The organism is Pseudomonas citronellolis (genome assembly GCF_900112375.1).
In the GTDB taxonomy this organism is placed as follows: Bacteria; Pseudomonadota; Gammaproteobacteria; order Pseudomonadales; family Pseudomonadaceae; genus Pseudomonas; species Pseudomonas citronellolis.
Genome location: NZ_FOLS01000024.1, coordinates 1 through 13,622 on the forward strand (window position 1 = coordinate 1; position 13,622 = coordinate 13,622).

Below are 13,622 nucleotides of genomic sequence, written 5' to 3' on the forward strand. Positions count from 1 at the left end.
AGGCCTGGTCGTGCACTCGGATCGTGGTAGCCAGTACGCCAGCGAGGTTTATCGCGCGCTGCTCAAGCGGCATGGCCTGGTCTTGAGCATGAGCCGCAAGGGAAATTGCTGGGACAACGCGGTCATGGAACGCTTCTTCCTGAACCTGAAAATGGAGCGGGTCTGGCAACGTGACTACGCCAACCATGCTGAGGCTATGACCGACATTGCCGACTACATCGTCGGCTTCTACAACAACGTGCGCCTGCACTCCAGCCTAGGCTATCTGCCACCCACCCGCTACGAGCGCAGGCCACCCAGACAACCTATCGAAGTGTCCGAAATTATTTGACCACCACAAGCCGGCTAATGCCGAAACATCAGCGCACTCCGAACGGTCCCCTCTCCCTTCAGGGAGAGGGTTAGGGAGAGGGCGCTCTACAGCCCACCCCCCAAAGTCCCCGGTAGGCACGGTTCGCGAGCAAGCTCGCTCCTACGAAGAGCTAGCCTCTCAGCCGTAGCGCTTTTTAGCCTCGATAGCCAAGCCACTTCCGATCCCGCCGAAGTGGTCGCCGTCGACGTGGCGGGCGTTGGGCAGCATGGCGGCCACGCTCTGGCGCAGGGCCGGGACGCCGCTGGAGCCGCCGGTGAAGAACACGCTGTCGACCTTGGCCGCGTCGATGTCGGCGTCGCCCAGCAGCTTGCCGATGCCGGCGCGCACGCGCTCCAGTTGCGGCTCTATCGCACCCTCGAACAGTTCGCGGGTCAGCTCGGCCACCAGGCCCGGTTCGATGCGGGCCAGGTCGATGTCGCGGCGCTGGCTGTCGCTCAGCTCGATCTTGCTGGCTTCCACCTGCATCGCCAGCCAGTGGCCGGCGCGCTGTTCGATGAGGCGGAACAGGCGGTCGATGCCGGTGCCGTCGACGATGTCGTAGCGCATGTTCTTCAGCGCCAGCTGCGACTTCTGCGCGTACACCGCGTTGATGGTGTGCCAGGTGGCCAGGTTCAGGTGGTAGCTGGTGGGCATCAGCGCGTCGGACTTCATCCGGCTGCCGTAGCCGAACAGCGGCATCACGCCCTGCAGGCTGAGCTGCTTGTCGAAGTCGGTGCCGCCGATGTGCACGCCGCCGGTGGCCAGGATGTCGGCCTGGCGCTCGGCCTGCTCGCGGCGTTCCGGGGCCAGGCGCACCAGGGAGAAGTCCGAGGTGCCGCCGCCGATGTCGACGATCAGCACCAGCTCCTCGCGCTGGATGCCGCGCTCGTAGTCGAAGGCCGCGGCCAGGGGCTCGTACTGGAAGGAGATGTCCTTGAAGCCGAGCTTCCGCGCTACCGCCACCAGGGTGTCCTGGGCTTCGCGGTCGGCCTCGGGATCGTCGTCGACGAAGAACACCGGGCGGCCCAGCACCACGGCCTCGAACTCGCGGCCGGCGACTACCTCGGCGCGCTTCTTCAGCTCGCCGATGAACAGCCCGAGCAGGTCCTTGAACGGCAGGGCGCTGCCCAGCACCGTGGTCTCGCTCTTGAGCAGCGGCGAGCCGAGCAGGCTTTTCAGCGAGCGCATCAGGCGCCCTTCGTAGCCTTCCAGGTATTCGCCCAGGGCCTGGCGGCCGTAGACCGGGCGACGCTCCTCGGTGTTGAAGAAGACCACCGAGGGCAGGGTGATCTTGCCGTCTTCCAGTGCGATCAGCGGTTCCATTCCGGGGCGCCACCAGCCGACGGTGGAGTTGGAGGTGCCGAAGTCGATGCCCAGGGCGCGGGCGTCAGTGGAGTGCAGCATGGCGGAAAGGTCCGGCGAAAAAACGGCCGCGCAGTTTACGCGAGTGCGCCTGGGCCTGCTCGACTATCGGCTCATGTGCCGCTGGACGGTGGAGGCGATAGAGTGCTTGGGAAGGCCTTGTAGTTTTGCTACATTTGCCATCCTGTAGTTTTGCTACATGAGTTTGCCGATTCCGCAGAACCCTTTCCCACTTCCAGGTCGCAGTTGGATCCCGCCATGCACAGAGCCTCCCACCACGAGCTACGCCAGAGTTTCCGGGCGTTGCTGAACTCTTCCTCCTGCTACCACACGGCATCGGTGTTCGACCCGATGTCGGCGCGCATCGCCGGCGACCTCGGCTTCGAGGTCGGTATCCTGGGTGGTTCTGTAGCTTCGCTACAAGTGCTCGCGGCGCCCGACTTCGCCCTCATCACCCTCAGCGAGTTCGTCGAGCAGGCCACCCGCATCGGCCGCGTCGCGCGCCTGCCGGTGATCGCCGATGCCGACCACGGCTACGGCAACGCGCTGAATGTGATGCGCACCATCGTCGAGCTGGAGCGTGCCGGCGTGGCCGCGCTGACCATCGAGGACACCCTGTTGCCGGCGCAGTTTGGCCGCAAGTCCACCGACCTGATCCCGGTGGAGGAGGGCGTGGGCAAGATCCGCGCGGCGCTGGAGGCGCGGGTGGACCAGGAGATGGCGATCATCGCGCGGACCAACGCCGAGGTGATCGAGGTGGACGACGTGATCCGCCGCACCCTGGCCTACCAGGCCGCTGGCGCCGACGGCATCTGCATGGTCGGCATCCGCGACTTCGAGCACCTGGAGGCCATCGCCCGGCACCTGAGCGTGCCGCTGATGCTGGTGTCCTACGGCAACCCGAAGCTGCACGACGACAAGCGCCTGGCCAAGCTCGGTGTGCGCATCGTGGTGGACGGCCATGCCGCCTACTTCGCCGCCATCAAGGCGACCTACGACTGCCTGCGCGAGCAGCGCGGCGTGGATGCCTCCGACCTGACAGCCTCGGAGCTGGCGAAGAAGTACACCCTGCCGGAGGAGTACCAGATCTTCGCCAGGGAATACATGGAAGTGAAGGAGTAGGGCCTTTCAGGCTTCCCCGTTCTCGCCGAGCTTCTCCAGCAGGTACTCGACCTGGGCGTTGAACGGGTAGAGCAGGGTACCGGCCGGGCGCTCGGTCAGCCGCAGGTAGCGCCAGCGGGCGCGCATCGCTTCGCCTTCGACGCTGGCCGGCAGGGCGGCGAACTGCGTCTCGATGGTCTGCTGCAGGTCGGCGATGGCCTCGCGCAGGGTGTCGGTGTCTTCCCCCAGCAGGCGGTGGTTGGCCCGCTTGGCCTGCAGCAGGGCCAGGCGCTGCAGGTTGGCCGCCAGGGTCGCATCCCCCGGCGTGGCGCCGGGCTGGAGGCGGAATTCCTGCAGTAGCGCCGAGACTTCCAGGGCCTGGGCCAGCGCCTGGCGTAGCGCCGGGCCGCTCTGTTCGTAGCCGCTTTCCACCTGCGCCACCGTTTCGCCGTAGAGCGACCAGATGTCCTGCAGCGTCTCGCCGTTGTGCTGTTCGGCGACCTGGCCCTGGAAGGCCTCGTCGAGCCGTTCCAGGCGCTTGAGGAAGCGTTCGTCCCCCGTGGCGCTGTAGAGCAGCAGGTAGCGCTGCGCGGCCTGCAGGGTGGCGTCGAAGTCATCGGCCAGGGCCGCGGTCGGCAGGCTGGCCAGCAGGCTCAGCAGCAGGGAAAGGACGAGGCGGTGCATGGGGCGGCTCCTGGCGATGGAGCCGCCATTCTTGGCGGCCCTCCCGGCGCCGGATATCGGACGATTCCGAAGCTGCGGTAGACCGCCTCCGGGTCCCCGTCAGGCGCCGGCCAGCTTGCCGAGCATGGCCTCGATCTGCGCGTTGAAGGGATAGAGCAACTGCTGGCCGTTGCGCTGGCTGACCTGCAGGTAGCGCCAGCGCTTGTCCAGTTCGTCGTGCAGGGCCGGGTCGCTCTTCGCCAGGGCATCGATGCGCTGCTGGATGCGCTCGTCCAGGGCCTTGACGTTCGCCGCCTCGGCCTCGGCGCGCGGGCCGTCGACCTTCTGCAGGTTGGCCAGGCGGGCGGTGAGCAGGGCGCGGCTGCGCAGGTCGTCGGCCAGGCCCGGGGTGGCCAGGGGGTGGGCTTGCAGGTAGGCGTCCAGGGGCTCGGCCAGCTTCAGGCTGCGGGCCATCTCGCCGTTCTGGTCGAGCTTGCGGGCGGCGTGCTCGGCCAGCATCTGCTGGCGGCCCTGCTCGTAGCTGGCCCAGAGTGTGCGCAGCGTGGTGGCATCCTGGCGTTGCGCAAGGGCCGCTTGCAGGTGCTTGCCGGTGGCGTCCAGGCGGTCGAGGAAGCGCTCGTCGGCGGTGGCGCTGTACAGCAGCAGGTAGCGGTTGGCGTCGACCAGGTCGGCTTCGACGCCGGGGGCCTCGGCGGCCTGGGCCTGGCTGCCGAGCAGGGCGCAGAGGGCCAGCGGCAGGCAGTGGCGCAGAGGAGACGGGAGGATTCGCATCGGGGAACATCCATGGCGGGAAAGCGCGCTATTGTTCTCGTTGCGCGGCGCCCGGGGAAGGGGCTTTTCAGCGCACCCCGCCGCGTTTTCGCCCTTGCAATCGGCCGCCGGGGCGCCAATATCTGCAATCTGTACAAAGTTTGATCGGAGGTTGCCATGGCCAGTGGTTGGGCGAACGACGGCGCGGTGCAGGAACAGATCGACAGCACCATCGAGGACGCAGTCGCCCGGGCGCGCAGCCAGTTGCCCCGCGGCGAGAGCCTGACGCATTGCGAGGAGTGCGATGCGCCCATTCCCGAGGCGCGGCGCAAGGCCGTGCCCGGCGTGCGTCTGTGCGTGAACTGCCAGGCCGCCCACGACGAGCAGGCGGCCTTCGCCGGCTACAACCGGCGCGGCAGCAAGGACAGCCAGCTGCGCTGAGGCGCCTCACTGCAACTGCGGGGGCTTGCCGGCGGCGCGCCTTTCCGCCTTCCACTCGTCGAGGCTGGGTGCGGCCTGGTCGCCGTCGAGCTGGTGGATGATCTCGAAGTAGTCCTGCTTCAGCGGGTCCTTCAGCACTTCGCTGCGCGGCTTCACCTTCACCGCATAAATGCGCTGCACGTTCTGGTGGTCGAACGCGCGCCAGTACTGCTCGCCCTTGAGCAGGGCGTAGCGGTGGCCTTCCAGCGCCCTGATCAGCGCCTCGCTGTCCAGGCTGTTGGCGCGCCGCACGGCGTCCGCCCACTGGTAGACGATGCCGTAGGCCGAGGCGGCGGAGCTGGACGGGTACTTCTGGTAGCGCTTCACGTAGTCGTTGACGAAGGCCTTGCCGCGGGCGCTGTTCTCCAGTTCCGGCACGCGCCAGGTCCAGGGCTCGGTGCCGACCACGCCCTCCATCACGCTCGGCCCGGCCTGCTCGATCACGTTCAGGGTGAGGTTGGGCGCGACTATCTGCATGCGCCTGGTCAGGCCGAGGTCGTGGGCCACCTGCATGGCCCGCACCAGGTCGCGGCCGAACAGCACCAGGACCAGCACCTGGACGTCGCTGGCGGCCGCCTGGGCGAGGCTGTCGCGGTAGTGCGCCAGGCCGACGGCGGGGAAGGGAATGCGCCGCCCGGGGTGCTGGGCGCCGTCCTGGGTGCCGGTGGCCTGGCGTAGCGAGGCTTCGGTGGTGTGGCCCCAGGTGTAGTCGGAGGTGACGTAGAAGTAGCGGCTGCCCGGGTGCTTCTGCGCCAGGTACTGGCCCAGCACCCGGGCGCTCATCCAGGCGCTGATGCCCTCGCGGAACATGTAGCGGTGGCCGTCCTTGCCGGTGGTGTCGTTGGAGTAGGTGACGGCGCCGAAGTACAGCAGCCCGCGCTCGGCGGCGCGCTTGCCGGCGGCGATGGCCACGGCGCTGGAGGCGCCGCCGAAGAGCATGGCGGCGCCCTCGTCGGCCAGCTTGTCGACGTTGGCCACGGCCTTCTTCGAGCGCGAGGCGCTGTCGTGGCTGGACAGCCGCAGCGAGCGGCCGAGCACGCCGCCGTTGGCGTTGATCTCGTCGATGGCCAGCAGGGCGCCGCGCATCTGGTCGCGGCCTTCGTTCTGGTAGCTGCCGGTGCGGGGGTAGTTGAGGCCCAGGGTGATGGGGTTGGCGGCCTGGGCGCAGGCGCACAGGCCCAGCGCCAGGGCCAGGGTGGCGGTCAGTCGTTTCATCGGGAGTCCTTGTTGTTCTGGAGGGACGGGCACAGAGGCCCTGCCAGCGTAGGGGGTGGACTCGGCGGGGAAATGCGAAACGGTGCCGGTGGGGGAGGTCTTCTGAATTTCCCTGGAGGATTTCAGCTGCTTGTAGGAGCGGGCCCTGCCCGCGAATCGCGCGCAGGGGAATGGCGTGGTGTACCGAGCTGCTCTTCGTAGGAGCGAGCTTGCTCGCGAACAGACTCCGCTGCGGGGCTCATTCGCGAGCAAGCTCGCTCCTACGAAAGGCCGTGCTCGCCTGTGGCGTAGGTGTGACTGTCTTGCAGGCTGCGCCGAGGCGCCTTCGTAGGATGGGTTGAGCCTGCGAAACCCATGCGGCCGTGGCGATGGGTATCGCTTCGCTCAACACCATCCTACGAGGGTGTTCCTGGGCGGGTGCTCAGAACAGGAAATAACGCTGCGCCATGGGCAGCACTTCGGCCGGTTCGCACCACAGCAGTTGGCCGTCGGCGCGTACCTGGTAGTTCTGCGGGTCCACTTCGATGTGCGGCAGGTAGGCGTTGTGGATCAGGTCGGTCTTCTGCACCGTGCGGCAGCCCTGCACCACGCCGATGGCCTTGTGCAGGCCCAGGCGCGTATGCAGGCCGGCTTCCCAGGCGGCCTGGCTGAGGAAGGTCAGGCTGGTGGCGTGGCGGCTGCCGCCGAAGCTGGCGAACATCGGCCGGTAGTGCACCGGCTGCGGGGTGGGGATGGAGGCGTTGGCGTCGCCCATCAGGCTGGCGGCGATGGCGCCGCCCTTGAGGATCAGGCTCGGCTTCACGCCGAAGAAGGCCGGGCGCCAGAGCACCAGGTCGGCCAGCTTGCCCACTTCGATGCTGCCCACTTCGTGGCTGACGCCATGGGTGATCGCCGGGTTGATGGTGTATTTGGCGATATAGCGCTTGGCGCGGAAGTTGTCGTTGCGCGCGCCGTCGCCGGGCAGGGCGCCGCGCTGTTTCTTCATCTTGTCGGCGGTCTGCCAGGTGCGCGTGATCACTTCGCCGACGCGGCCCATGGCCTGGCTGTCGGAGCTGATCATGCTGAAGGCGCCGAGGTCGTGGAGGATGTCTTCGGCGGCGATGGTCTCGCGGCGGATGCGCGATTCGGCGAAGGCCACGTCCTCGGCGATGCTCGGGTCCAGGTGGTGGCAGACCATGAGCATGTCCAGGTGTTCGTCGATGGTGTTGCGGGTGAACGGCCGCGTCGGGTTGGTGGAGCTGGGCAGCACGTTGGCGAAGCCGCAGGCGCGGATGATGTCCGGCGCGTGGCCGCCGCCGGCGCCCTCGGTGTGGTAGGTGTGGATGGTGCGGCCCTTGAAGGCGGCGAGGGTGGTTTCGACGAAGCCGGATTCGTTGAGGGTGTCGGTGTGGATGGCCACCTGCACGTCGAGGCGGTCGGCCACGTCCAGGCAGTTGTCGATGGCCGCCGGGGTGGTGCCCCAGTCCTCGTGCAGCTTCAGGCCGATGGCGCCGGCGCGCACCTGTTCCTCCAGAGGCAGCGGCAGGCTGGCGTTGCCCTTGCCGGTGAAGCCGATGTTCATCGGGAAGGCGTCGGCGGCCTGGAGCATGCGCGCCAGGTGCCAGGGCCCGGAGGTGCAGGTGGTGGCGTTGGTGCCGGTGGCGGGCCCGGTGCCGCCGCCGATCATGGTGGTGATGCCGCTCATCAGCGCCTCTTCGATCTGCTGCGGGCAGATGAAGTGGATGTGCGTGTCGATGCCGCCGGCGGTGAGGATCATGCCTTCGCCGGCGATGACTTCGGTGCTGGCGCCCAGGGCGATGGTCACGCCGGGCTGGATGTCCGGGTTGCCGGCCTTGCCGATGGCGGAGATGCGGCCGTCCTTCAGGCCCACGTCGGCCTTGACGATGCCCCAGTGGTCGAGGATCAGCGCATTGGTGATGACGGTGTCGACCACCTCGGCCGCCGGCAGCTGGCCCTGGCCCATGCCGTCGCGGATGACCTTGCCGCCGCCGAACTTCACTTCCTCGCCGTAGACGGTGAAGTCCTGCTCCACCTCGATCCACAGCTCGGTGTCGGCCAGGCGCACGCGGTCGCCGACGGTGGGGCCGAACATGTCGGCATACGCTTGGCGGCTGATTTTCATGGTTCCCTTCCTCTCGGTTTAAAAGCCGCTGGAGGCTTAAGGCTTAAGGCTGAACGAAAAAGCGACTCCCTCGTCCAGCCTCTAGCGCTCTTATCGGCTCTTATCGGCTTTACAGATTGCCCATCACCCGCCCGGCGAAGCCATAGACGCGACGCTCGCCAGCCAGCTCCACCAACTCCACCTCGCGGCTCTGCCCCGGCTCGAAGCGCACCGCGGTGCCGGCGGGGATGTTCAGGCGCATGCCGCGGGCGGCCTCACGGTCGAACTGCAGGGCGTCGTTGGTCTCGTAGAAGTGGTAGTGCGAGCCGACCTGGATCGGCCGGTCGCTGCCGTTGGCCACGGTCAGGGCCAGGGTGCGGCGGCCGGCGTTGAGTTCGATCTCGCCGGGCTGGACGTCGTATTCGCCAGGGATCATGGGGTGCTCCTGGGGCCGAACCTGTCGGTGTGGGGTTGACGACTGTTTTTCATGCGCAGCTTCCCTCGATTCGCTGGAGGCTGGAGGCTGAACGAAAAAGCGATGGCCCTCGTCCAGCCTTCAGCCTCCAGCGGCTTTTCTCGTCTTTTGTCAGGGCGTATCCCGCGCATCGAGGATCAGTTGCATGAAGGTCAGGTCGAGCCAGCGGCCGAACTTCTGGCCCACCTGCGGCATCTGCCCGGTGGTGGCGAAGCCCAGGCGTTCGTGCAGGCGGATGGAGGCGGCGTTGCCGCTCTCGATGGCCGCCACCATCACGTGCAGGCCCTGGGCGCGGGCGCGGTCGATCAGCGCCTGCATCAGTTGCGGGCCGACGCCCTTGCCGCGCTGGTCGGCGCGCACGTACACCGAGTGCTCGACGGTTTCGCGGAAGCCGTCGAAGGCGCGCCAGGGGCCGTAGCTGGCGTAGCCCACCACTTCGCTGGCGTCTTCCGCGACCAGCACCGGGAAGCCCTGCTGGGCGCGCAGTTCCAGCCAGGCGCGGCGGTTGTCGAGGTCGATGGCGACTTCGTTCCAGATCGCGGTGGTGTTGAGCACGGCGTCGTTGTAGATGTCGTGCAGGGCGCCGAGGTCGGTTGGGTTGGCGTCGCGGATCAGCATTGCGGTGTTCCTTCAGGCAGGTTCGTTCGAAAGCGGCCGCTCATCAGGCGATGGGCTGGTGCACGGTGACCAGCTTGGTGCCGTCGGGGAAGGTGGCTTCCACCTGGATCTCCGGGATCATCTCCGGCACGCCTTCCATCACCTGCTCGCGGCTGAGCAGGGTGGTGCCATAGTGCATCAGCTCGGCCACCGTGCGGCCGTCGCGGGCGCCTTCGAGCAGGGCGGCGGAGATCAGCGCGATGGCTTCCGGGTGGTTCAGCTTGAGGCCGCGGGCCAGGCGCCGTTCGGCCACCAGGCCGGCGGTGAAGATCAGCAGCTTGTCTTTCTCGCGGGGCGTCAAATCCATCTCAGGTGCTCCAGATTCTGGGGGGAACGGCCTCGCGGCCGAGCAGCGCGGGCCGCAGCGCGCGCCAGAGTTCGATGAGCCAGGCGCGGGCGTGCAGCGCCTCGGCGGCCAGGCAGCGGGCGACCACCAGACCGGGTAGCTGGGTGAGGTTGCCGCGGCCCCGGCAGGGTAGCGCGCGGCAGGCTTCCAGCAACTCGGCGTCGATCTGCCCGCTGGCGATCAGCGTGGCCATGACCGGTTGCCCGGCCAGGCCGATGGGCGAGTCCAGCAGGCGCTCGCCGCCGTCGATGCGCTGGCGTTCGTGCCACAGGCGACGGCCGTCGCGGCGGATGTCCAGAGTGGCGGCGAAACGGCCCTGGTCGAAGCGCTCGCCGGCGGCGGGGCGGCCGAGGGCGACCACGTCCCAGTAGAACAGGCGGGCGTCGCCCTGCAGGTCGATGTCGGTCTGCAGCTCGGCCCGGGCGCCGGAGAAGACGATGGTTTCCTGCGGCAGCCATTCCAGGGTGGCGCCGGCCTCGACGCGGATGCGCAAGCGCTGGCTGGCCGGCGTGGCGGCGCGGTACCACTTGGCCGCGCCGGGGCTGGTGAGCTGGGCCCAGGCGCCGGGGCCGGCATGGATGTCGAGGGCGAGGGTGTCGCCGCCGGCGATGCCGCCGGGCGGGTGCACCACGATGTGCTGGCAGACCTGCGGGCCCTCGGCGTACAGGTGCTTCTGCACCCGTAGCGGCCCCAGGTGGCGCCGCGTGACCGGCCGCGTGCCGTCGCCGACGCGGGCGTAGGCCAGCTCCAGCTCGGCGTGCCAGGCGGGGTGGAAGAGGGCGGCGGGTGCGTTCATGGGGCGTGTTCTGCTGGGGTTGCCCTGGGTAGAGCAATTGGCGTGCCTTCTGCGCCAGGATAGTGCGTGGGCCCTGAAGTGCCTGGGTTATGCGGCTGGGCGGGTTGTCCGAGTGGTCAGGTATGGGGCGATTGCGGTGCATTGGGGTGTGTCGTGCACCATTATGGTTCGCGACTGGGTGGTGACGTCACTGGGTTCCCGCGTTCGCGGGAATGACGATGGGGGAATACGATTTCAATCCCGTCATTCCCGCGAACGCGGGAACCCAGAAGACAGCGCAGCATCCGTTCAGATGGCGACCAACCCGCGTACCCCTTCGCTTTCCATGTCCGCGCCGCGGCCCTGCTGGACGATCTCGCCGCGGGCCATCACCAGGTACTGGTCGGCCAGTTCGGCGGCGAAGTCGTAGAACTGTTCCACCAGCAGGATGGCCATGTCGCCGCGTTCGGCGAGCTTGCGGATCACCGCGCCGATCTCCTTGATCACCGAGGGCTGGATGCCTTCGGTGGGCTCGTCGAGGATCAGCAGGCGCGGGCGGCTGGCCAGGGCGCGGCCGATGGCCAGCTGTTGCTGCTGGCCGCCGGAGAGGTCGCCGCCGCGGCGTTGCTTCATCTCGCGCAGCACCGGGAAGAGTTCGTAGATGAACTCCGGCACCTGCTTCGCTTCCCTGGCGCTGAAGCGGGACAGGCCCATCAGCAGGTTCTCCTCCACGCTCAGCCGCGGGAAGATCTCGCGGCCCTGGGGCACGTAGGCGATGCCGGCGCGCACCCGTTGGTGCGGCTTGAAGCCGGTGATGGCCTTGCCCTCCCAGCTGACGCTGCCCTCGCGCGCCGGCACCAGGCCCATCAGGCAGCGCAGCAGGGTGGTCTTGCCCACGCCGTTGCGCCCGAGCAGGCAGGTGACTTCGCCGATCTTCGCGTCGAACGACAGGCCGCGGAGGATGTGGCTGCCGCCGTAGAACTGATGCAGATTTTCAACATTGAGCATGCTTTGAATCCTTTGAAAAGCCGCTGAAGGCTCGAGGCTGAAGGCTGAAGGCTGAACGAAAAAGCGACTCCCTCGTCCAGCCTCCAGCGCTTTTTATAGCTCTTATCGGTTTTAAAAGCCGCTGGAGGCTCGAGGCTGAAGGCTGAACGAAAAAGCGACTCCCTCGTCCAGCCTCCAGCGCTTTTCTCGGCTCTTATCACCGATAAGAGCCGAGAAAGCCGCTGGAGGCTTAAGGTTGGAGGCTGAACGAGGAAGCACCGGCTCTTTCGTCCAGCCTCCAGCGCTTTTTATCGGCTCTTATCGACTCTTTTATCGTCCTAAATAAACCTCGATCACCTGCTCGTTCGCCTGCACTTCTTCCAGCGAGCCCTCGGCCAGCACGTGGCCCTGGTGCAGCACGCTGACGTGGTCGGCGATGCTGCCGACGAAGCCCATGTCGTGCTCCACCACCATCAGCGAGTGCTGGCCGGCGAGGGACTTGAAGAGTTCGGCGGTGAACTCGGTCTCGGCGTCGGTCATGCCCGCCACCGGCTCGTCGAGCAGCAGCAGTTGCGGCTCCTGCACCAGCAGCATGCCGATCTCCAGGAACTGCTTCTGGCCGTGGGAGAGCAGGCCAGCCGGGCGGTTGCGCGAGTCGCGCAGGCGGATGGTGGCCAGCACTTCCTCGATGCGGTCCTTCTGCTCGCCGGAAAGCTTCGCCCGCAGGCTGGCCCACACCGACTTGTCGGCCTTCTGCGCCAGCTCCAGGTTCTCGAACACCGAGAGCGCCTCGAACACCGTGGGCTTCTGGAATTTGCGGCCGATGCCGGCCTGGGCGATTTCCACCTCGCTCATGCGCTGCAGGTCGTAGGTCTCGCCGAAGTACGCCTTGCCGCTGTCGGGGCGGGTCTTGCCGGTGATCACGTCCATCAGCGTGGTCTTGCCTGCGCCGTTGGGGCCGATGATGCAGCGCAGCTCGCCCACGCCGATGTACAGCGTCAGGTCGCGCAGGGCGCGGAAGCCGTCGAAGCTGACGTTGATGTCTTCCAGGGTGAGGATGGTGCCGTGGCGCACGTCCAGGCCTTCGCTCGCGCTGGCGCCCAGGCCGACGGCGTCGCGGCTGGTGCCGCTGGGGTCGAAGGCCGGTTCCAGCATCAGGTGGGGAACGGCTCTCATTGCGCTTTCTCCCGCTTGATCAGCCCGAGGATGCCCCGCGGCAGGTACAGGGTGACGACGATGAACAGGGCGCCGAGGAAGAACAGCCAGTACTCCGGGAAGGCCACGGTGAACCAGCTCTTGGCGCCGTTCACCACGCCGGCGCCGAGCAGCGGGCCGATGAGCGTGCCGCGCCCGCCCAGGGCCACCCACACGGCGGCTTCGATGGAGTTGGTGGGCGACATCTCGCTGGGGTTGATGATGCCCACCAGCGGCACGAACAGGGCGCCGGCCAGGCCGCAGATCACCGCGCTCAGGGTCCAGACGAACAGCTTGTAGCCGCGCGAGTCGTAGCCGCAGAACATCAGGCGGTTCTCGGCGTCGCGCAGGGCGGTGAGCACCCGGCCGAACTTGCTCCGTGCCAGGGCGAAGCCCAGCGCCAGGCTGGCCGCCAGCAGCAGGACGATGGCCAGGAACAGCGCGGCGCGGGTGCCCGGCGCGGTGATCGAAAAGCCGAGGATGCTGCGGAAGTTGGTGAAGCCGTTGTTGCCGCCGAAACCGGTCTCGTTGCGGAAGAACAGCAGCATGCCGGCGAAGGTCAGGGCCTGGGTCATGATCGAGAAGTACACGCCCTTGATCCGCGAGCGGAAGGCGAAGAAGCCGAACACGAAGGCCAGCAGCCCCGGCGCCAGCACCACCAGGCACAGGGCCCAGAGGAAGTGCTGGGTGCCGGCCCAGTACCAGGGCAGCTCGTTCCACGACAGGAAGGTCATGAACGCCGGCAGGCCGTCGCCGGCGGCCTCGCGCATCAGGTACATGCCCATGGCGTAGCCGCCCAGGGCGAAGAACAGGCTGTGGCCGAGGGACAGCAGGCCGGCATAGCCCCAGACCAGGTCCAGGGCCAGCGCGACTATGGCGTAGCAGAGGATCTTGCCGGTCAGCGTCAGGCCGTAGGCCGACAGGTGCAGGGCGCTGGTCTCGGGCAGCAGGTGCAGCAGCGGCAGGATCAGCAGCGCGACGAGGGCCACGACGACGATGCCGGCGGTGAGTTTCGGGCCGGCTTTCTGCGCGGCCGTCACGGTGAGTGGTTGGTTCACGGGCAAATCTCCCCACGGTCGGCGGATGCACCCTGTAGGAGCGAGCTTGCTCGCGAACGGCTTCGCTGCGGTCGCTGTTCGCGAG

Annotated in this window: 15 protein-coding genes; 3 read left to right on the plus strand and 12 right to left on the minus strand. The window is 67.7% G+C overall.

All coding sequences use genetic code 11. From position 1 onward, the window contains the following. Window positions 1-331, plus strand: a 331-nt coding sequence (locus BM060_RS21260) for an integrase core domain-containing protein (RefSeq protein ID WP_143096599.1), incomplete at its 5' end; no start/stop codon positions are given. Between the two features lie 159 nt (window positions 332-490). Here the strand turns inward: BM060_RS21260 and BM060_RS21265 are convergent. Next, window positions 491-1,756: an Hsp70 family protein gene (locus tag BM060_RS21265; RefSeq protein ID WP_074982743.1), complete on the minus strand. Its 1,266-nt coding sequence runs from the start codon at window positions 1,754-1,756 to the stop codon at window positions 491-493. A 216-nt stretch (window positions 1,757-1,972) separates the two neighbouring features. Between BM060_RS21265 and BM060_RS21270 the strand changes: the two genes are divergently transcribed. Beyond that, a complete protein-coding gene (locus tag BM060_RS21270) occupies window positions 1,973-2,836 on the plus strand; it encodes an isocitrate lyase/PEP mutase family protein (RefSeq protein ID WP_009613347.1) in 864 nt (287 codons plus the stop codon). Window positions 2,837-2,842: 6 nt separating this feature from the next. Here BM060_RS21270 and BM060_RS21275 read toward each other — a convergent pair whose 3' ends face one another. Both BM060_RS21275 and BM060_RS21280 read right to left on the minus strand, forming a co-directional pair. Beyond that, window positions 2,843-3,499, minus strand: coding sequence for a hypothetical protein (locus tag BM060_RS21275; RefSeq protein WP_074982745.1), 657 nt, complete (start codon window positions 3,497-3,499; stop codon window positions 2,843-2,845). A 99-nt stretch (window positions 3,500-3,598) separates the two neighbouring features. Continuing rightward, window positions 3,599-4,270, minus strand: coding sequence for a hypothetical protein (locus tag BM060_RS21280; RefSeq protein ID WP_074982747.1), 672 nt, complete (start codon window positions 4,268-4,270; stop codon window positions 3,599-3,601). A gap of 156 nt (window positions 4,271-4,426) precedes the next feature. Between BM060_RS21280 and BM060_RS21285 the strand changes: the two genes are divergently transcribed. After that, window positions 4,427-4,690, plus strand: coding sequence for a DksA/TraR family C4-type zinc finger protein (locus BM060_RS21285; protein ID WP_043318848.1), 264 nt, complete (start codon window positions 4,427-4,429; stop codon window positions 4,688-4,690). 6 nt (window positions 4,691-4,696) lie between these two features. On the opposite strand, the gene BM060_RS21290 is transcribed toward BM060_RS21285, so the two are convergent. The 9 genes from BM060_RS21290 to urtC all read right to left on the minus strand — a co-directional run bounded on the left by BM060_RS21290 (window position 4,697) and on the right by urtC (window position 13,537). Then, the gene (locus BM060_RS21290) at window positions 4,697-5,944 is read right to left on the minus strand and encodes a substrate-binding protein (RefSeq protein WP_074982750.1); all 1,248 of its coding nucleotides are present in this window, start codon (window positions 5,942-5,944) and stop codon (window positions 4,697-4,699) included. 421 nt (window positions 5,945-6,365) lie between these two features. Then, window positions 6,366-8,066: an urease subunit alpha gene (gene ureC / locus BM060_RS21295; RefSeq protein WP_074982753.1), complete on the minus strand. Its 1,701-nt coding sequence runs from the start codon at window positions 8,064-8,066 to the stop codon at window positions 6,366-6,368. 109 nt (window positions 8,067-8,175) lie between these two features. Beyond that, complete coding sequence (locus BM060_RS21300) at window positions 8,176-8,481, minus strand: urease subunit beta (RefSeq protein WP_074982755.1); 306 nt, start codon at window positions 8,479-8,481, stop codon at window positions 8,176-8,178. 150 nt (window positions 8,482-8,631) lie between these two features. Beyond that, window positions 8,632-9,138 (minus strand): GNAT family N-acetyltransferase, encoded by a 507-nt coding sequence (locus BM060_RS21305; protein ID WP_074982757.1) that lies wholly within the window; start codon window positions 9,136-9,138, stop codon window positions 8,632-8,634. Window positions 9,139-9,181: 43 nt separating this feature from the next. Then, on the minus strand, window positions 9,182-9,484 hold the full coding sequence (locus BM060_RS21310) for an urease subunit gamma (RefSeq protein WP_043268703.1): 303 nt from the start codon (window positions 9,482-9,484) through the stop codon (window positions 9,182-9,184). Window position 9,485: 1 nt separating this feature from the next. Further along, the gene (locus BM060_RS21315; protein WP_074982759.1) at window positions 9,486-10,319 is read right to left on the minus strand and encodes an urease accessory protein UreD; all 834 of its coding nucleotides are present in this window, start codon (window positions 10,317-10,319) and stop codon (window positions 9,486-9,488) included. 288 nt (window positions 10,320-10,607) lie between these two features. Then, on the minus strand, window positions 10,608-11,306 hold the full coding sequence (gene urtE / locus BM060_RS21320) for an urea ABC transporter ATP-binding subunit UrtE (protein ID WP_074982761.1): 699 nt from the start codon (window positions 11,304-11,306) through the stop codon (window positions 10,608-10,610). Window positions 11,307-11,615: 309 nt separating this feature from the next. After that, window positions 11,616-12,461, minus strand: coding sequence for an urea ABC transporter ATP-binding protein UrtD (gene urtD / locus BM060_RS21325; RefSeq protein WP_134163336.1), 846 nt, complete (start codon window positions 12,459-12,461; stop codon window positions 11,616-11,618). Then, window positions 12,458-13,537 (minus strand): urea ABC transporter permease subunit UrtC, encoded by a 1,080-nt coding sequence (urtC, locus tag BM060_RS21330; protein ID WP_074982764.1) that lies wholly within the window; start codon window positions 13,535-13,537, stop codon window positions 12,458-12,460. The genes urtD and urtC overlap by 4 nt, the downstream gene beginning before the upstream one ends. Window positions 13,538-13,622 lie beyond the last annotated feature (85 nt).